This is a genomic window from bacterium (assembly GCA_035549195.1).
Lineage (GTDB): Bacteria > Oederibacteriota > Muellerivitia > Muellerivitales > Muellerivitaceae > DASZRK01.
The window spans coordinates 64,859-83,705 of record DASZRK010000040.1; the positions used below are offsets into that span (position 1 = coordinate 64,859).

The 18,847-nt window shown below is 60.5% G+C and carries 19 protein-coding genes; 16 read left to right on the forward strand and 3 right to left on the reverse strand.

All coding sequences use genetic code 11. The features are described from left to right. Positions 1–16: 16 nt before the first annotated feature. The 12 genes from hprK to VHE12_08475 all read left to right on the forward strand — a co-directional run bounded on the left by hprK (position 17) and on the right by VHE12_08475 (position 13,608). Positions 17–985 carry an HPr(Ser) kinase/phosphatase gene (hprK, locus tag VHE12_08420; protein HVZ80807.1) on the forward strand — a complete coding sequence of 323 codons (969 nt, stop codon included), beginning with the start codon at positions 17–19 and terminating at the stop codon, positions 983–985. Next, positions 985–2,253: a gluconeogenesis factor YvcK family protein gene (locus tag VHE12_08425; protein HVZ80808.1), complete on the forward strand. Its 1,269-nt coding sequence runs from the start codon at positions 985–987 to the stop codon at positions 2,251–2,253. The genes hprK and VHE12_08425 overlap by 1 nt, the downstream gene beginning before the upstream one ends. A 119-nt stretch (positions 2,254–2,372) precedes the next feature. Further along, positions 2,373–2,774 carry a PTS sugar transporter subunit IIA gene (locus tag VHE12_08430; protein ID HVZ80809.1) on the forward strand — a complete coding sequence of 134 codons (402 nt, stop codon included), beginning with the start codon at positions 2,373–2,375 and terminating at the stop codon, positions 2,772–2,774. A 2-nt stretch (positions 2,775–2,776) separates the two neighbouring features. After that, positions 2,777–3,265: a PTS sugar transporter subunit IIB gene (locus VHE12_08435; protein ID HVZ80810.1), complete on the forward strand. Its 489-nt coding sequence runs from the start codon at positions 2,777–2,779 to the stop codon at positions 3,263–3,265. Between the two features lie 114 nt (positions 3,266–3,379). After that, a complete protein-coding gene (locus VHE12_08440) occupies positions 3,380–5,545 on the forward strand; it encodes an alpha-amylase/4-alpha-glucanotransferase domain-containing protein (GenBank protein HVZ80811.1) in 2,166 nt (721 codons plus the stop codon). After that, positions 5,545–6,327 carry a PTS sugar transporter subunit IIC gene (locus VHE12_08445; GenBank protein HVZ80812.1) on the forward strand — a complete coding sequence of 261 codons (783 nt, stop codon included), beginning with the start codon at positions 5,545–5,547 and terminating at the stop codon, positions 6,325–6,327. The genes VHE12_08440 and VHE12_08445 overlap by 1 nt, the downstream gene beginning before the upstream one ends. Further along, positions 6,324–7,172 (forward strand): PTS system mannose/fructose/sorbose family transporter subunit IID, encoded by an 849-nt coding sequence (locus tag VHE12_08450; protein HVZ80813.1) that lies wholly within the window; start codon positions 6,324–6,326, stop codon positions 7,170–7,172. Before VHE12_08445 ends, VHE12_08450 begins: the two co-directional genes overlap by 4 nt. Before the next feature lie 67 nt (positions 7,173–7,239). Further along, entirely contained in the window at positions 7,240–7,512 is a 273-nt protein-coding gene (locus VHE12_08455; protein HVZ80814.1) for an HPr family phosphocarrier protein, read from the forward strand. Between the two features lie 9 nt (positions 7,513–7,521). After that, positions 7,522–9,270, forward strand: a complete 1,749-nt coding sequence (gene ptsP, locus VHE12_08460) for a phosphoenolpyruvate--protein phosphotransferase (GenBank protein ID HVZ80815.1) — start codon at positions 7,522–7,524, stop codon at positions 9,268–9,270. A 67-nt stretch (positions 9,271–9,337) separates the two neighbouring features. Beyond that, complete coding sequence (locus tag VHE12_08465) at positions 9,338–10,006, forward strand: carbonic anhydrase (protein HVZ80816.1); 669 nt, start codon at positions 9,338–9,340, stop codon at positions 10,004–10,006. Between the two features lie 49 nt (positions 10,007–10,055). Then, on the forward strand, positions 10,056–11,477 hold the full coding sequence (gene traF, locus VHE12_08470; GenBank protein HVZ80817.1) for a conjugal transfer protein TraF: 1,422 nt from the start codon (positions 10,056–10,058) through the stop codon (positions 11,475–11,477). A gap of 37 nt (positions 11,478–11,514) precedes the next feature. Then, on the forward strand, positions 11,515–13,608 hold the full coding sequence (locus VHE12_08475) for a DUF2723 domain-containing protein (protein ID HVZ80818.1): 2,094 nt from the start codon (positions 11,515–11,517) through the stop codon (positions 13,606–13,608). A 112-nt stretch (positions 13,609–13,720) separates the two neighbouring features. On the opposite strand, the gene VHE12_08480 is transcribed toward VHE12_08475, so the two are convergent. Together VHE12_08480 and VHE12_08485 are read right to left on the reverse strand one after the other, a co-directional pair. Continuing rightward, the gene (locus VHE12_08480; protein ID HVZ80819.1) at positions 13,721–14,134 is read right to left on the reverse strand and encodes a hypothetical protein; all 414 of its coding nucleotides are present in this window, start codon (positions 14,132–14,134) and stop codon (positions 13,721–13,723) included. Further along, positions 14,131–14,322: a hypothetical protein gene (locus tag VHE12_08485; GenBank protein HVZ80820.1), complete on the reverse strand. Its 192-nt coding sequence runs from the start codon at positions 14,320–14,322 to the stop codon at positions 14,131–14,133. Before VHE12_08485 ends, VHE12_08480 begins: the two co-directional genes overlap by 4 nt. Before the next feature lie 230 nt (positions 14,323–14,552). Between VHE12_08485 and VHE12_08490 the strand changes: the two genes are divergently transcribed. Together VHE12_08490 and VHE12_08495 are read left to right on the forward strand one after the other, a co-directional pair. Then, the gene (locus VHE12_08490) at positions 14,553–15,218 is read left to right on the forward strand and encodes a hypothetical protein (protein HVZ80821.1); all 666 of its coding nucleotides are present in this window, start codon (positions 14,553–14,555) and stop codon (positions 15,216–15,218) included. Positions 15,219–15,261: 43 nt separating this feature from the next. Continuing rightward, on the forward strand, positions 15,262–16,044 hold the full coding sequence (locus tag VHE12_08495) for a ferritin-like domain-containing protein (GenBank protein ID HVZ80822.1): 783 nt from the start codon (positions 15,262–15,264) through the stop codon (positions 16,042–16,044). Positions 16,045–16,053: 9 nt separating this feature from the next. Here VHE12_08495 and VHE12_08500 read toward each other — a convergent pair whose 3' ends face one another. Beyond that, positions 16,054–16,737: an iron-containing redox enzyme family protein gene (locus VHE12_08500; protein HVZ80823.1), complete on the reverse strand. Its 684-nt coding sequence runs from the start codon at positions 16,735–16,737 to the stop codon at positions 16,054–16,056. Positions 16,738–16,910: 173 nt separating this feature from the next. On the opposite strand from VHE12_08500, the gene VHE12_08505 reads away from it, so the two are divergent. Together VHE12_08505 and VHE12_08510 are read left to right on the forward strand one after the other, a co-directional pair. After that, positions 16,911–17,708, forward strand: a complete 798-nt coding sequence (locus VHE12_08505) for a class I SAM-dependent methyltransferase (GenBank protein HVZ80824.1) — start codon at positions 16,911–16,913, stop codon at positions 17,706–17,708. 3 nt (positions 17,709–17,711) lie between these two features. Continuing rightward, the gene (locus tag VHE12_08510) at positions 17,712–18,773 is read left to right on the forward strand and encodes a methyltransferase domain-containing protein (protein ID HVZ80825.1); all 1,062 of its coding nucleotides are present in this window, start codon (positions 17,712–17,714) and stop codon (positions 18,771–18,773) included. Positions 18,774–18,847: the final 74 nt, after the last annotated feature.

An 18,847-nucleotide genomic window follows, 5' to 3' on the forward strand; every position in this document is an offset into this window, starting at 1 on the left:
GAAGGCCTGGAGCGTTATGAAGAAGATCTCCGTCGAGTCCTTTTTCCAGCAATCCAAGGAACGTCTCCGCCTGACGCCGGTCGTCGAGGAAGGCATGGGCGACCGCTACATCGTCTCCGTCGACATCAACCGCATGGGAATGGCCCTCACCGGTTATCTCAAATGGTTCCCCCATGAGCGGCTGCAGATCCTCGGCAAGACCGAGATCCACTACCTCAAGACCCTCAAACCCGCCCAGCGCAAGAAGATCCTCACGACCCTCATGTCCTACCGCTTGCCCTGCGTGGTGGTGACCCACAAGATGGCGGTCCCCAAGGAAATGCTGGAGGAGGCCCGCAAGCACAAGATCCCGGTCCTTTCCACCCCGACCCCGACCACCAAGTTCGTCTCCGAGATCTCGGTCTTCCTCGAGGAGGAATTCGCGCCCGAGACCACCATCCACGGCACCCTGCTGGACGTCTATGGGGTGGGCATCCTCCTTTTGGGCGATTCGGGCATCGGCAAGAGCGAGTGCGCGCTGGACCTGGTGGAGCGGGGCCACCGCCTGGTGGCCGACGACCTGGTCTACATCAAACGGCTGGCCAACCGCATCCTCATGGGGGCCCGCTCCGAGATCATCAAGCACCACATGGAGATCCGGGGCCTGGGGATCATCAACGTGGAGAGCCTCTTCGGCGTGGGCGCCATCCGCGACAAGAAGCGCATCGAGCTGGTCATCCGGCTGGAGGAATGGGACAACAAGAAGGAATACGACCGGCTCGGCCTCACTCCCTCCACCCACAAGATCTTCGACGTGGAGATCCCCATGTTCCTCATTCCGGTCCGCCCGGGCCGGAACTTGGCCGTCATCATCGAAGTGGCCGCCATGAACAACCGCCTCATGAAGCTGGGATACTTCACCGCCCAGGAGTTCGCCGACCGGGTCACCCGGATCATGGCGGATGAGAAGGGCCGGGGCCTGCCCGGCAGCAAGGCCGCCGACTGATGCTTGGTCCCACCTGGTTCTTTCCCGGCCTTCGCCTCAAGCGTTGGGTCATCCTGTTGCTCCTTTCGATCGTGGTCCTTTACGTCGGTTTCTCCGGCGTCATCAGTCCCCACACCGGCGGCATCGCCATCCATCCCGCCCTCTTCAGCGAGGTGGAGAGCCACCTGAAACACCTGAAGTTCGTCGATTATTTCGCCATAGCCCTGGGGGTTTGGGGCATCTGGATGGCCGTCGGGCGCCTCCAGTTCTCCATGGTGACCATGTACGCCCCGGCCCGGGAGAAAGAATTCCTCAGCCAGGCCCTCCAGAAGAGCCGCCTCAAGCGCGGGCCCCGCATCGTGGCCATCGGGGGAGGAACGGGGCTGCCCAACGTCCTTTCCAGCCTCAAGAACTACACGACGAACCTCACCGCGGTGGTGACCGTGGCCGACGATGGGGGAAGCTCGGGCCGGCTGCGCCGGGATTTCGGGACGCCGCCCCCGGGCGACATCCGCAATTGCATCGTGGCCCTGTCCGACCAGGAGACCCTGCTCAAGGAACTCTTCCAATACCGGTTCAGGGGCCACGGCGACCTCAAGGGCCACAGCTTCGGGAACCTCTTCATCACCGTCATGAAGGAGATCACGGGGGACTTCGGCCGGGCGGTGGAGGAATCCAGCCGGGTCCTGGCCACCCGCGGTACCGTCATGCCGGTCACCTTCGACCCCATGACCCTCCAGGCCAAGCTCACCAACGGACGGGTGGTGACGGGCGAGTCCCAGGTGCCCCTGGCCAAGGCCCCCATCGAACGGATGATGCTCAAGGAGAAAAAGGTCCGACCCAATCCGGAGGTCCTCAAGGCCATCCTGGAGGCCGATGCCATCGTGCTGGGCCCGGGAAGCCTCTATACCTCGGTCATTCCCAACCTGCTGATCCCCGAGGTGGCCGAGACCATCGCCTTGTCCCGGGCGGTCAAGGTCTACGTCTGCAACGTCATGACCCAACCCGGCGAGACCGACCGGATGACGGTGGCCGACCACGTGAAGGCCCTCTTCCGCCATACGGGCCCGGGGTTCGTCCACTATGTCATCGCCAACAAGGAGCGGGTCCCCGCCAACCTGCTGGCCCGATATGAGAGTTACGGACAGGAACCGGTGACGGTGGACGAGGAGGCCCTCCACGCCCTGGGGGTCCAGTTGCGCCGGGCCAACCTGCTGGACCAGAACGACTACGTGCGCCACAACCCCGAAAAACTGGGCCGGGCCATCATCCGCCTGCTGGTCATGTAGCCATTCCCCTGGAAAATCCATGAAAGGCCCCGCTTCCGGGCCTTGTTTCGGTTGATATCGCGGGGGTTTCTTTCTAACCTTTTGTCCTGTATCCGTTGTTGCTTCCCAAAGGAGATGGAATGACCGGTGTGGTCGTCGCGACCCATGGTGAGTTCGGCAAGGCCCTCTTGGGGACCTTGGGGACCATCCTGGGGGTCCCGGAGGGTTTCCGGGCCGTGTCCTTGGAGGCCCAGGAAGGCCTGGAGGAATTCCTCGCCAAGGTGACCGCCGCCCTGGACCAAGTGGACCCCGGGAAGAAGGGGGCGGTGCTGCTGGTGGACCTTTTCGGGGGGACCCCCTTCAACGTGGGGCTCCGCCTGGCCCAAGAGCGCCCCTTGCAGGTCGTGACGGGCATCAACCTGGCCATGTTGATCCAGGCGGCTTCCCGCTGGGAGGACCTGGACCCTCCCGCCCTCGCCCAAGAGGTCCAAAAGTCCGCCCGGGAAGGCATCCTCACTTCCCAGGAGATCATCAAGAAATAACCATGGATATCCAACTCCTTCGAATCGACGACCGGCTCATCCACGGACAAGTGGTGGTGGGGTGGGTCAAGGCCCTGGGGATCCAGCGGTTGGTCGTGGTCAACGATCCCATCGCCGGCAACAGCATGCAACGGACCCTCATGGAAATGGCGGTCCCTTCCGGGCTCAAGGTGAGCTTTTTCTCGGTGGCCGAAGCCGCCCAGAAGTGCCGGGAGGACATGGGCCCTGAAAAGGCCCTGCTCCTTTTCTCCAATCCCAAGGATGTGCTGGCCTACCTGGGAGCGGGGGGCACCGTTTCCTCCATCAACGTGGGCGGGATGCATTATTGCGAGGGCAAACAACAGGTCAGCAAGACGGTCTGTGTGAGCCCCGAGGACGTGGGGGCGCTCGTTCAACTGAGGAAAATGGGCGTGGAATTGGAGGTCCGGGCCGTGCCCGGGGACACCAAGGAAATGCTCGAGAAGTTCATCCCCGACCTGAAAGGCCTCTAAGGCAAAAGGCCTTTTTTCACCGCGAAGACGCGAAGGCGGTGAAAAAAGCGTTTGGACAACTTCTTTTTCTTCGCTTCTTCGCGGTCATGGTTCTCATTCTTTGAAGGGGTTCAAATGAAAAAGGTCAATTTCATCTTCGGCGTGCATAACCACCAGCCCGTCGGCAACTTCGGCCAGGTCTTCGAGGCCCTTTATCACCAATCCTACGAGCCTTTCCTGCACATCCTCCACCGCCACCCCAAGGTCAAATGCACTTTCCATGTGACCGGGCCTCTCCTGGAATGGCTGGAGGCGAACCGCCCGGCCTATTTCAAGATGCTCAAGGAGATGGCGCAAAGGGGGCAGGTCGAGTTCTTCACCGGCGGCATGTACGAACCCATCCTGTCCATCCTGCCCGACCGGGATAAGCTGGGCCAGATCCGCATGCTCACCGATTATCTGAAGGAACACTTCCAGGTCGAGCCCCAAGGCATGTGGACGGCGGAGAGGGTCTGGGAACCCCACCTGACCAAGAGCCTGGCCGAGGCGGGGGTGAAATACATCGTGATGGACGACGCCCATTTCAAGGCGGCGGGCCTGCGCGAGGACCAGACCTTCGGCTATTACCTCATGGAAGAACAGGGCCTCACCGCCGGGGTCTTCCCGATCTCGGAAAAGATGCGCTACCTGGTGCCGTTCCGGGCGGTGGAGGAGACCCTGGACTACCTGCGTTCGGTGGCCACCGAGGAAGGCGACCGGGCGGTCGTGCTGATGGACGACGGCGAGAAGTTCGGGGGTTGGCCCGATACCTATAAATGGGTCTATGAGGAGGGGTGGCTGGAGCGGTTCTTCAACGCCCTGGAACAGAACGGCGATTGGATCCACGTGACCACCTTCGCCGAGTACGCGAAAGCCCATGCCCCCCTGGGGAACCTGAACCTCCCGACCGGCTCCTATTCGGAGATGGGGGAATGGTCCCTGCCCGCCGACGCCGCCGAGGAGTTCGAGCATATCCGCCACGAAGTGCGGGACCGGGGCGAGATGCCCCGGTTCGACCGATACCTCAAGGGCGGTTTCTGGCGGAACTTCCTGGCGAAATACGATGAGAGCAACCAGATGCACAAGAAACTGTTGTGGGTCTCGGCCAAGGTCGAGGCGGCCCGGGAACGCCTGGGCAAAAAGGCGACCCCGAAGCAAAAGGCGGTCCTGGCCCAGGCCACCCAGGCCCTTTACCGGGGTGAATGCAACTGTCCCTACTGGCATGGCGTCTTCGGCGGGCTCTACCTCAACCACCTGCGCTTCGCCGTCTATCGCGAGTTCATCGAGGCGGAGAAGGCCGCTGAAAGCCTGCTGCCCCCACCCCCCTTCGGCCTCCGGGTCCTGGAGACCGATTTCAACAAGGATGGAAAGGACGAGATCGTGCTGGAAAGCGATGGGTACCACGCGGTGCTGGAGCCCGGGACCGGCGGGGTCCTGACCGAACTGGACTACCTCCCCAAGCCCATCAACCTGAGCGATACCTTGACCCGCCGTAAGGAGGCCTATCACGGCAAGCTCCTGACGGCCGCCAACCAAGCCCAGGCCCAGGGCGGGGTGGCCAGCATCCACGACATGGTCCGCATGAAGGAACCCGACCTCGACAAGAAGCTCTTCTACGACCAGGCGCGCCGGGCGAGCTTGACCGAGCATTTCACCGCTCCCGGCACGGGGGTGGAGGCGCTCCTGACCCAGCGTTTCGAGGAATGGGGCGATTTCCGGAAAAGCCCCTTCCTTTCCAAGGTCCAGGCGCCCAAGAAGAAAGGCCAGCCCGCCCGGGTGGACCTGTCCCGCGATGGCCGGGTCATGGGCGAATCCCTGGGATTGGAGAAGCGCCTCGCCTTCAAGCCGGGCGACTTCGACCTCAAGGCCCAGTACCGCCTGGAGAACAAGGGGGGGCGCCTCCTGGAGTTCCGGTTCTTCATCGAATGGAACCTGACCCTCCTGGCCGGGGACGCACCCGACCGCAACTACTTCGTCGAAGGCCACACCCTGGCGGATTCCCGCATGGTGAGCGTGGGCGAGGAAAAGAACGTGACGGCCATGGGCCTTCGCGACGGATGGCTGGAGTTGGAGGCTCTTTTCAAGACCGAGAAGCCGGCCTTGTTCTTCCGCTACCCCGTTGAGACCATCTCCCAATCCGAAGGGGGGTTCGAGAAGGTCTATCAGGGTTCCTGCCTGCTCCTGGGCTGGGATGTCCAATTGGCCCCGGGCCAGTCCTTCGAGACGACCGTGACGACCCAGTTGAAAGGGTGGCGCCCGTGATGATGGAACACGGCCTGTGGGTCGCCCTGGTCCTGGCCTTCCTGAGCCTGGACCAGACGGCCTTCGGCCAATTCATGGTTTCGCGGCCCATCGTCACCGGACCCGTCGTGGGCTGGCTGCTGGGCCGGCCGGACATCGGCCTAGAACTGGGCGCCTTGATCGAGCTCATCTGGATCAACGACCTTCCCGTCGGGGCCCACCTGCCGCTGGACCTGACCATGCTCTCGGGAACGACCGTCGCCCTGGCCTGCGAGCTTTCCAAGACCTCCCAGCCGGAAGCGGTCATGACCTTCGCCCTCGGGGTGGCCATCCCGCTGGCCCTGGGGAGCACGGAGGTGGAGATCCTGCTCCGTAAGTTCCACGTCCGATGGCTCCATTTCGCCCAACGCATGGCCTTCAACGGACACCTGCAGACCTTTGAATGGATCAATTACCTGGTGCTGGCCCAGCAATGGGTGAAGGGATTCCTGGTCTCGCTGGCCTGCCTGACGCTGGCCCATTGGAGCTCCCACCTCTACGGGATCCTGGGGCAGGTCCTAGAGGGCCGGGTCCTGGAGGGCTTCTATTACGCCCATTGGCTCCTGTTGGCCCTGGGCTGTTCGGCGGTCATCGACCTGTTGGTGGAACGCAAGAACGCGCCGGTCCTCTTCCTTTCCATCGGCGCCATCCTGACCCTGGCGGTCTTTTCGACCCTGCCGGGCATCTACCTGGTGGCCATCGCCCTGGTGGCCGGGTTCTTCCTCATCCTTTACTTCGCCAGCCGGGGGGAGGGGAACCGATGAGCGCGGCCAAGGCTTCCGGACCGGCGAAGGTGACATGGCTGGACCTGGCCAAATGTTTCCTGCGCCAGTTCCACCTGCAGGTGTTATGGAACTACGAACGCTACTTGAGCTATGGGGTCACCTTTTTCCTGCTTCCGGTGCTCAAGAAGGCCTACAAGGACCCGGCGGACCGCGCCCAGGCCATGACCCGGCACCTGGAATACTTCAACACCCACCCCTACATGGCCTCCTTCGTGTTGGGGGCGGTGCTCAAGATGGAGGAGGAGAAACAGGGACTGCCGCCCGCCCAGCAAAAGCAGAAGGAGGAGGAGATCAGCGCCCTCAAAGTAGGGATGATGGGTCCCATCGCCGCCATGGGGGACAACCTTTTCTGGGCCACCATCCGCCCCTATTGCGCCCTCATTGCCGTCACCCTGGTCATTTCCAGGTCCTTCCCGGTCGAGGGGCAGTTCTGGATCATGCCCCTGCTTTTCCTGTCGGTCTACAACATCGGGCATGTGGGACTGCGCCTGGTGGGCTTCCTCCAGGGCTACCGCATGGGGGACCAGGTGGTCCTCTCCTTGCGCAAATTCGGGTTCCAAGAAGCGATCCGGGGTTTGCGCCTGGCCTCCATCCTGCTGTTGGGCGTGTTGATCGTTTTCGTGAACCTTTCCATCCCGGGGACCCAGGTGGGGCTTTTCCTCCTGCGGCTGGCCTTCTTCACGGCCATCGTAGGGCTCTTCACCTTCGCCCTCCACCGCAAGATCAGTCCCAGCCAGATGTTCTACGCGGTGGTCCTGTTCGCCTTGATGCTGGCTTTTTGGCCCCTTTTGAGCGGCCATGGCGCGCCGCCGGGGGCGCCTTGATGTTTTTTGGGGAGAAGGTCTTTGGGGGCCAAGTCGTGATTCGTTATCCTGTTGCAAAGAGGACCACATGAAAGTCACCGAAAAACTGCCGATCATCAACAAGCTGGGGCTCCACCTAAGGGCCGCCGCCGAATTGGTGAAAGTGGCCAATAAGTTCAAGAGCCAGGTCTTCATCCAGCACGGCATCCAGAACGTGAACGCCAAGAGCCTGATGGGGCTCATGACCCTGGCCGCGGCCAAGGGGACCGAGCTGGAGTTCACCATCGAGGGCGAGGACGCCAAGGACGCCATGACGGCCCTCCGGCAGCTTTTCGCCAACCGTTTCGGCGAAAAAGAGTAAGGAGCCCCTGTGGCGGAGAAGATCTACAACGGGATCCCGGCCTCCGGCGGCATCGCCATCGGGCCGGCCTTCCTTTACCATCCCCAGGGCCTGACGGCCTCCCGCCGCAACCTCCGTACCGAGGAGACCGGCCCGGAGGATATCCGCTACCGGCAAGCCTTGCAGAAGACCCGGGCCCAGATCGCGGAGCTCGAGAACAAGATGAAGGCCAAACTGGGGGAGGAGCATGCCGCCATCTTCCAGGCCCACCAGGTGGTGCTGGACGACCCGCTTTTCGGCGAGGAGATCCCCAACGCCATCAAGACCCGCCGCCTGAACGCCGAGTTCCTTCTGGTGGAGGCCCTGGAGAAGTTCCGGGCGGTCATGGAATCCCTCAACGACAGCTATTTCCGGGAGCGGGGCGGGGACATCCAGGACGTGGGCAACCGCTTGCTGAAGAACCTCTCGGGGGTCGAGAAGGAACAGCTCAAGAAGCTCGATCGCGAGGTCATCGTCATCGCCAACGACCTATCCCCGTCGGATACGGTCAACATGTCCACCGATGTCATCAAGGGTTTCTGCACGGACGTCGGGGGCCGCACCTCGCACGTGGCCATCGTGGCCCGGTCCCTCGGGCTCCCCGCCATCGTGGGGATGCAGAACCTCACCAATGAGGTCCAGGACGGCGACCTGCTGATCCTGGACGGCAACAAGGGGCTGCTGGTGGTGAACCCCCTTCCCACCACCCTCAAGGACTACCAGCGGCTCAAGGACAGCTACGAGGCCTTCCAGAAAAGCCTGGAAGCCCTGCGGTCGCTCCCGGCCACCACGCCCGATGGGCACCAGGTGACCTTGGCGGCCAACATCGAGATCCCCCAGGAACTGGACGACATCTTCCAGCATGGGGCCGAAGGCATCGGCCTTTTCCGCACCGAGTTCCTCTTCCTGGACCGCGACGAGATCCCCTCGGAGGACGAGCAATACGAAGCCTACAAGCAGTTGGCCGTCAAGGCGGGGGTCAGCCCGGCCATCATCCGCACCCTCGACCTGGGGGGCGACAAGTTCCTCACCCACCTGAACCCGCTCAACGAATCCAACCCCTTCTTGGGGCTCCGGGCGATCCGGCTCTGCCTCAAGCGCCCCGACATCTTCAAGGCCCAGCTCAGGGCCATCCTGCGGGCGGCGGTCCACGGGCCCATCAAGGTCATGTTCCCCATGATCTCGACCCTGTCGGAGGTGCGGGAGGCCAAGGTGTTGTTGAACCAATCGATCCAGGAACTGAAACGGGAAGGGAAGGTCTTCCGCTCGGGCATCGAGGTGGGGGCCATGATCGAGATCCCCTCGGCGGCGGTGATGGCCGACCTGCTCATCCAGGAACTGGACTTCCTCTCCATCGGGACCAACGACCTCATCCAATACACCCTGGCCGTGGACCGGGTGAACGAATCGGTGGCCTATCTTTACGACCCGCTGAACCCGGCCATCCTTCGCCTCATCCAGACCACCATCGATGCCTGCCATAATGCGGGCAAGTGGGTGGGCATGTGCGGCGAGATGGCGGGCGATCCCCAGCTCGTGCCCCTGCTCCTGGGGATGGGCCTGGACGAATTCTCGGCCAGCGCCTCCGTCATCCCCGAGGTGAAGAAGGTCATCCGCATGATGCCCCACGCCAAGGCCAAGGAGATCGCCAAGGCGGCCCTACAGGTGAAGACCTCCCAGGAGGTCCTGAAGCTCATCCGGGACGGGGTCCCTTCGGAGCTGCGAGCCATCCTTTTTTGACCGGTCCTCGTTCCTTCCCGGTCCCGTGATAGTTTAAAATCCCCAACACCGAAACAAGGGAGGCCCCGTGGAAAAACTCATCCGAGGCATCATGGATTTCCACCGCGTCAAGCGGGAACAGGTGAAGGACACCTTCGCCCAACTGGCGTTGGGCCAGAAGCCCGACGTGTTCTTCATCGCCTGCTCCGACAGCCGCATGGCGGTGAACGTGTTCGCTTCCACCGATCCGGGCGACCTTTTCGTCTTCCGCAACGCCGGCAATTTCGTCACCCCCAACGAGACGGGAACGGCCACCCCCACCGACGAGTCCGAATTGGCGGCCCTGGAGTTCGCCCTGGAGAAGCTTTCCGTCAAGCACATCATCGTTTGCGGCCATTCGGATTGCGGCGCGGTGAAGGCCATCTGCGAGGGGCGGGAAAATGTCCCGTTGCCGTTCCTGAAGGCCTGGTTGCGTCGCGGGGAAGAGGCCCTGGCCCGGGTCAAGAAGAGGGAACCGGGGCTGGCCGGCCCGGCGCTGGTCAACGCGGTCTCCCAGCAGAACGTCCTGCTTCAACTGGAGCACTTGATGACCTATGAGCGGGTGGCCCGGCGTGTCCAGGACGGGAGCTTGGCGCTCCATGGGCTTTGGTTCCATATCAAGGAAGCGGAGGTCCTTTATGCCCGTTTGGAAGACCCTGCTTTTCGGGTCATCGAGGACAAGGAAGGCGAGAGGATCCTGAAATCCCTAAAGGGGTAGCGCCGCTCCGGGGATGCTATAATTCCGCATCCCACCCAAGGAGAGGAACTTGAAACGAACCCTGTTGGCCGCCTTCGCCGTGATCCTGATGCCGGTCCTGGCTTTGGCCCAGGCCCCCGCCGTCCTGAAGCTGCCCCCCTCCCAGGTGAACATCGTGGCGGTCGGAATGGGCAACGCGGTCGGTGCCGATGGGACCCTTTTTAACGCCACCGCCTTCAACCCCGCCCTTTTGGGCCGGGCGCCCCATGGGGTGGAAGCCTTTTCCCTGGGCCTGAACATCTCGAACGATGTATTTGGCCTGATCGACTATCTCGATAACCTCAACTTCAATCCTGATAGTGCCTTCAAGTCAATTGCCGACGGGTATAACACATCCAACTCGGCCGAGGTCAATCAAGGCTTAGGTGAAATACAAGATTTCCTCAAACATTTGACCGACAAGGCGGTCCAAGCGGGTGTGGGTGGCAATGTCGCGGTGCGGCTCGATAAGCATTTTGGGATACAGGTCTATAACAGCACCCACGCCTTCACCCAAGTCTGGCAGGGAAATTTGAGTCAAGCAATTCTTGGCATTCCCTTGGACAGTAATTCAGATACCAATATCCAAGCGGTTTACAATGCAATGTCCAACAGTATCCAGGCGGGTTTGGACGAATCTTTGTCGTCTTCCCAACAATCCTCCGTTTCTTCCGACATCGCCGCATTGAAGAATGGTACTGAGAGCTTGGACACATTTAAGCAGAATGTGGGATCTACCTTGTCGGGTGTGGACACGGAGGCTTTGGGCAAGAACATCCTCAACCATCTCACTGACGACATGGGGATCCTGACGGCCCTGGTCTATATCGACACCGTGGCCATGGCCACCTACAGCTTCCAGCCGGTGGAGAAGGAACTGCCGGGTCTGACGGTGGGCGCCAACCTCAAGATCGTCAACCGCCATATGGCCTATGACCGGTTCAGTTTCAACAATTCGAACATCGGCGATACCTTCAAGGACGAGATCACGGCCTCCACCACCCGGTGGGGCTTCGACCTGGGGGCGCTCTATGAGCTTCCGAATCTCCCATTGGACTTAGGTCTCTCCATCCTGGATCTTTTCCACCAGGGTGCCAGCGAGACCGCGCCGTCCAATTCGCTCCTGGCGGGTTTCATGTCCGATCCGGCCCCGACCATGGTGAACTTGGCCGCTTCCTATCATCCCATTCCTGACCTAAGGCTGAACGGGGAAGTGGACGATATCTTCTCCTCGTCCAGTCTTTACACGGGGGATGCTTCGGCTTCCCGCATCAAGCTGGGGGCCACCTATACCCTGGGCGGCTTTTTCAACGCCCGTTTGGGTTTCGGCAACCAAAACCTCAGTTTGGGCGCCGGGGTGCTGGCCGGGTTCTTCGGCCTGGACTATTCCTACGGGGCCGACGACCTGAGCCAGGCCTACAACCACTACGCCCAAATGCGCTTCGTGTTCTAAAAAGGCCAGGATCTTGGGTTAAAATGCGCGTCCTATGGTGAACCAAGGACGCGCTTTTTTTTTGACGGCATGGGCCGTTTTCCTGTCGGCCTTCCTTTGGGCCTTGCTGGGCCTCAACCCGACCTTTTACCTGGATGACAGCCCGGAAACGGTGACCGCCTGCGTCACCCTGGGCATCCCCCATCCGCCGGGTTACCCTCTCCACACCTTGCTGGGGCATTTGATGGCCCTTTTACCCTTGGGGGCCCTGGGTTTCCGGGTCAACCTCTCTTCGGCCCTCTTGGGAGCGGCCATCTGCCTGCTGTTGTTCCTGTTCCTCAAGGCGAAGGTGGGGCTTTCGGGTCCGACGGCCGCCCTCTTTTCCTTCCTTTGGATCCTGGGTAAGACCGCCTATCCGGCGGCTTTGAGCGCCAAGACCGGCGTTTATGAACTGACCGGTCTCCTCCTTTTGGCCATCCTTTGGTGCCTGCGCGAAGGGAAACTCTTTCCGGTGGCCTTCCTCCTGGGACTGGGGTTCGCCAACCATTGGATGACCATGCTGGCCCTCCTGCCCGGTATTGCGTTGTTGGCGCTGCCTTTATTCCGGGAGCTTCCTGTCCGACCGGACCCGCAGGAAGAGGTTCCGCATCCCGCCTCCCGGCCGATCCTTCTTCTGGGGATGTTCCTGTTGGGGGTCAGCCTTTACGTTCTTCTGCCCATCCGGGCCCTTGCCGATCCACATTTGAACTGGGGTGACCCTTCTTCCTGGCGCCATTTCACGTCCGATTTCCTGCGCAGCCAATACCTGGGACCGGAAGCGGCGGGCGGGGTCTCCGCCTGGGTGCGGCAGTTGGTCGTCATTCTTCACGACAGTTTTTGGGAGTTCGGGGGGCTTTTACTTATCTCCTTTTGGGGGATTTGGGAAATGGCGAAAGTGGAAAAGCCCTGGGCCCAGGGCTTGGCCCTTCTCTGGCTGGGCGTGGCCGGGGCCCTGGCGGTCTATTTGAACCTTTCGGAGGACCGTCTTTATCTCATCGCGGACTACGTACTACCGGCCCATCTCTTCATCCTTTTAGGCTGTGCCTGGGGATGGAGTATCCGCCTCAGAACGGGAGGGAATGCCCGGCCCCTTTGGGGGAAGATGGTCCTGGGACTTTTGGCCCTCTTGGTCGTTTGGCTGGGTGTCCTCCGTTTTACCCAGGCCCGTCAGAGCGATTACACCTATTCCTATGATTTCATCCTGAACAGCCTCAAACCCGTGCCAAGGAACGCTTTTTATTTTTGCAAAGGGGACAGCCTGGTGTTCCCGTCCTGGTACCTGCAATGGGTCGAGGGGAAACGGAAAGACATCGCGGTGGTCGGGATGGATGGGCTCCCGATGGACTGGATACGCCGGGAACTTTACCGGGACCATCCGGACCTGAAGGTGCCGCGAACGGCCCAGTCCTTGGGCGCCGAATCCGTCCCCACCCTTTGCCAATGGATCCTTCAAAAGAATCCCGGGCATGACCTTTATGTGAGCTTCAATAAGATCGAGGACAACTCCCTGCCGGGCGTGCGGATACAGGCCTACGGGGTGACGGGGAAGGGCGTGACCTTCGGATCGAAGGAACCCTTCGATGAGGTCAAGGCGGACCGGGTCTGGGACGGACTGCGCCTGCGTCACCTGGGCGAACCCGGCTTCCCCTTGGATGGAAGGACCCATGACCTCACCTATCGGGATTACGCGGTCTTCCGGAACACCCTGGGTCTTTATTACGAAGATAAAGGGGATGCCGCCAAGGCGGCCTTGACCGCGCACGCGAAAGTGGCGGATGTGGAGGCCGCGCGGGCGGCCTATGGCCGTTCCTGGGACCAATACCATTGGGCCCAGAACTGGGTCCCGGAAGATCCCCAATTCAACTTCAACCTGGGGAACGCCTATTACCATCAAGGGGACTTAAAGGACGCGCTTTTGTCCTACGATCGGGCCATCACCTATGACCCGCAATACGCCGCCGCCTACGGCAACGCGGCCATCGCCACCCTGGAATTGGGCCAATACCCCAAGGCGACGGACTATTTCCAAAAGGTCCTGGACCTGAAACCCGGGGACGCCCAGGCCCAAAAGGGCCTGGAGTACCTGGAGAAGATCGGGCAAGCGCCCCGTTAGGCGCGGCGATGGGGTTTGGAACGTCCAATGGAGGAACGGAGGGGTGGAAAGGAGGTGGGGGCGTCGTGTGGACCACCCCCGGAAACGTCGAAGAAAAGAGGATTACCGGTCTTCAGAAGTAATTGATGGGGAGGGAAGCCCGGGGCTGGCTGTGAGGGACATATTGAGGCGTGTTCCCGGCAAGTTTCTTCGCCTTTTGGATGTCCTCCGCCTCCAACCCTTTTTCCACTTGGAAGACCTGCTGGGGATAGATCAGGTCCGGATCGTGGATCTGGTCCCGGTTGGCCTTGAAGAGCAGGGGCCATTGGAAGGGATCCTCATAGACCTTCCCTGAAATGGCCCAAAGGCAATCCCCTTTCGACACCGAATAGGTGGACTGGGCCGGTTTGGCCGCCTTCCTGGCCGGTGCCTGGGACGGGATGGCCTGGCTTTGCACCTCCTTTTGGGAAGCGCAGCCGGCGGCCAGGAACATGACGGCGGCCAGGGCTGAAAAGATCCTGTTCATGGTCTTCTCCGGGGGGTTCATTGGACCTTCTTGGCTTTCTTGGTTTTTTTCTTCGTTTCGGCGACGGTCGGGGTGGCCGAGGATTGGGCGGTGGGTTTCGCCGACATGGCGGCCGTCGAGCTGTCCGGGGATTGCTTCTTGGCCGTCGAACAGGCCACTGGACCCGAGACCCACAGTAACGTCAAAGCCACATAAGCATATTTGCGCATTGAATTTCTCCTTGAGGTTTGGTGGACCAGCAGTCGTTCAGGAGCGAGCCCCCGGTCCTTGCCCTAGGCTTTAAAGCAGGATGCGTGCCGTTGTTTGGGGGATGGAAACAAGGTTTTTCATCCCGGTCATCGAAAAGCTCTGCATGATAATGGACGCAGGTGGAATGATTGTCATGCAGGCGCGAAGGATGTAGATTCGGGGGGGTCGAGACCGCGAATGGGAGGGAAGTTTGAAAAAGTTCTTCTTCATGCTGGCTTTTGCTTTGGGATGGATAGGGGCGTCCCATGCTTCTTCCCTGGACCGGCCCGGTATCGTTTTTGTCCGTCAGGCCGCCTCCGGACTGAAAGCCTACCGGCAGGCCTTCCTGGCCCAGGTCCCGGACCTCAAGGCGAATGGGTTCACCGCCTACAGCCTGCATAGGGATCTCAAGGCCAAGAACACCTTCATCCTCACCCTCGAAAGTTCCGACCTGCAAAGGGGCGTTTCTTTTGTCCGTTCTCCGGGGTTCATGGCCGCCATGGACAGGGCCGGAGCCCGGATCCCCCAAATTTGGTACGGGCTGGACACCCAGAAGAGGGTTTACACGTCCCAACCCAAGATGGCGGGGGGGATCGTCATCGCCCGCAACGAAGTAAGGGATTACGATTTCTGGCTCAAATGCTTCCGGGCCGAGAACCACCACCATGAGGGGCGTAAGTACAAGAACAGCAACTACAGCATCCACCACCTGCCCGGGGATCCGGCGGTGGCCCTGGTGGTCCATGAGGCCTCGGACGTTTCCAAGGCCCCGCAGTTCATGACCTCGGACCACTTGAATGGGGAGATGGAATCGACCGGGGTGGTGGGACTGGAGATCTGGTACGGGAACAATGTCGAAGAGGATGTTTTCAAATAAACCAACATTGACACAAAGCCGCAAAGAAGGATGGAGGACGATCTTGGGAAAAACAGAAACGACGACCTTGGCGCAAGGCGAAGTTCTGACCGTTCCGGCCTATTCCAAATGGGCCGAAAAGGAGCTGATGGCCTTTTCGGACAACGAATATATGCAGAAGCTCTACCACCGGGCCAAGGATATCGGGGACGACCTCTATGACTGGAACACCTACGAGTTCATCGAAATGGATCCCGCGGCCTACAAGGCCAACCTCATCACCTATATGAGGCGAAGGGCCTGGAGCGAGTGGTATTTCGGCACCGTGGCCCAGGCCCGGGAGATCACCCTGCTTCCCGAAGACCAGGTCCAATTGAAACTGCGGCTGGCCCGCCAGATCCAGGACGAGATGAGGCATTACGACGTCTTCGCCCAACAATTGAAACGTTACGGGTCCGAACCCCGCATCGATGAATTCGAACTGCCGCCCATCCTCGTCGAGATGCAGAAGGTGCAGACCGAGGCCAGGACGGCGCCGGAGATCGCGGCGGCCAATCAGTTCGCCGGTGAGATCGTGCTGTCCTCCATGACCGACCTACCGACCAGTATCTTCAAGCGATTGTTCGACAAGGAATTGATGGACGCCATCGAGGACATCGAGAGGGACGAACCGCCCCATATCGCCAACGGCAAGGACCTGATCCTCCTGGCCTGCTCGACTTTCGGGGAACGCAAGACCCTGGCGGACACGCAGGAGCGTTACCTTTCCTCCATGATGCAGTTGCATGTCACCGAGATAGTGAAGTTGGGATGCAGGCGCGTCAAACCCTTGCCCGTCTTCGAGTGAACGGGCGGTTCAGTGGCGGATGAGGTGGGGCGGGGGAGCGCCCGTCAGGTGATGGGCCAAGTTGTTGAAATAGGTCTCCCAGACCGAAAGTCCGAATTCGAACCCTTGTAACACTTCCTTCCAGCCCGTCTCGCTCCCCGCGAAGCCGGCCAGCAAGGCCGTGATCTCCTCAACGTGTTCCGTTTCCAGGACCAGGTGCTTGGTGAAATATTCTTGGTCCGCGTCCGGATAGTGGTCCTTCAGGACGGGATAAAGCCTTCCCAGGGCCGGTTGGGCGAGGAATTCCCCGGCGGCCAAAGCGCCCAGGACCGAACCCGGGTGGGCCTGTTGGAGATAGTCGGTCAGCCGGTTCTTCCAAAGGACGGCGAAAGGGTCCTCGGGAAGGGCGGTCAGGTCGAACCCGGCGGTCCTGAGGAATTTCCGGTAGATGGCGTGGTGGGTGCGCTCCAAGTCCCCTTCGCCGCTTTCCTGGTAAAGGTTGACGGCCAGGACCAACCGGGCCTTTTCATCCTCCATACGGCCCGCGCCGGTCGCGATGAGGGACGGGAAGCTCTTGACCAGCAGGTCGAAGCTCAAGAGGAACTTCCGGGAAAGCGCGGGGCTGACATCGGTTGGGGTCCAAAAGGAAAAGAAGGGCGAACGGTCGACCAAGGCCTCGGTCATTCCTTGGAACTGCGCTTGGATATTTTCCATGAGAGCTGTGCCTTTGTGGGGGCGTTGGGGCCAGTATAGGCCCTTTGCCGCCAAAACCTTCCCTGGAGTGCTGACGCTTCCAAGCCCAAAAGGGGACCGGGAACTTAAAAAAATAATGGAATTGTTGGTAAACTAAGCCCGTTATTGACCGATCCTTGTTCCCTGGAGACCCCTTGAAGCCCACCCCTAAAAGCCGCGAGGAATTTTTCAAGGATTACCTAGAAAAAACCCCCATTGCCATGGCCTTTTGGCGCTCACTTGAGTGCCATCGGTTCTCCAAGGAGAGACTCGAACATCCGGTACTCGATGTCGGTTGTGGGGATGGTTTTTTGGCCCGGGTGGCCTTTGGCGGCAACTTGGAAGCGGGTATCGATCTGGACAAGGCCGAGGTGGAAAGGGCGATCGCCAGCAAAAGCTACAAAAAGGCCCTTTGCGCAAGTGCCACCGAGATCCCCTTTCCGAAGGGTTCCTTCAAGACCGTGGTCAGCAACTGCGTCCTGGAGCATATCCCGGACCTGGACAAGGCCCTGAAAGAGATCCACCGGGTCCTCAAGCCCAGGGGGCGCCTGCTCATCACGGTGCCGAGCGAATGCTATTCCAGCGACACCTTTTTCCGCGGCGTGCTCACCCGAATGGGCCTGAAAGGCCTTGGCAAATGGTACATCGACAACCTCAATAAAACCTTCAAGCATTACCACGTGGACGATGCCGCCACTTGGACCAAACGCCTCAAGAAGGCCGGGTTCAAGACGGTCAAGACCGATTACATCATCCCTATCCCGACCTTCCACGTCTATGAGCGATGGATGATCCTGGCCTTTCCTTCCAAGATCTTGAAGGCGTTGTTCGGCCGTTGGGTCCTCGGGCCCCGGGGGCCGGTGAAGTGGTTCGCCTCCAATTGGCTGCGCAAGTCCTTGAACGCAGACGGTGGCAAGGGAGCTTGTTACTTCATCGCCGCGCAGAAAGGCTGACCTGTGCACGATCATGACGTGGTCCAACGCTGGCGCCATCCCGCGGTCCTGATCTTTTTCCTGGGTGGCCTTCTGGGAGCGGCCCTCAACCTGGCCGTCACCCTTTTCCTGGTCAACCACCGGGGGTTGAATTCGGCCCCGGCATTCGCCATAGGCACTTTCCTGAACCAGGTCTTCCATTACATCTATTACAACGTTGTTTATGTGAACCAAGAGATCCGCATGCGCACTTCTTGGGGCTTGCATCTTTTCATGAGCTTCTGGGTCTCCGTGGGCGCGGGAGTGATGCTTTGGTTGTTCCAGTTCCAAGGCTTCGGCTTGATGGAAGCTCTGATCTCCTGCCTTTTCATTCTGGCCGCCTCCAACGCCCTATTGAACCGTATCTCCACCTTCAGCTCGGCCAAGATGGCCGAAGTGGAATACCGGGAAATGGACGAGGACTACTACGACGAGATGTCCGACGAGACCAAGGTCAGCAAGTTCCGGGCCTGGTACCATCGCTCCCGCTATGAACGCTTGACGAAGTTCGTGTCCGACCACTTCAAGAAGGGCATGAAGATGGCGGACCTGGGTTGCGGCAATTGCCGTTGGAACATCCACCAACTGCCGGTTTTCGGGGTGGATATCAACCAAAAGATGCTGGCTTGGGCCAAGAAGAACAAGCGTCTAGCCGGTTTCAGGGTGGCCGCCGATCTCTCCAAGACCGGATTGAAACCCAAGAGCCTGGACGTGGTCCTGATGTCGGAGGTCCTGGAACACGTGTTCAACCATCAGGAAGTGCTCGGCGAAGTGCGCCGTATCCTCAAGGACAAGGGGACCTTCCTCGTGACCGTTCCCTACGACTTTTTCCTGGGCCCCTTCTTCATCCTGTTCAACCTGAACTGCCTTTGGATGGGTTATGTGAAGGGAAGCGTGTACCACAAGTACCGTTGTGGGCATATCCACCACTTCACCAAGTCCCGCCTGAGGGCGACACTGGCGGAGAACGGCTTCACGCTGGAAAAGATCTTCGTGGTGAACGGTCTCCTGCTCTACGCCTCTGCCCGTAAAACAGGGGGTTCCTGAGGCCGGCTTCTGGAGGCACACCCTTTGTGTTATTCTTGGGTCGTCTCGCCGGTCATCCCTCCAAAAAGCAGGTC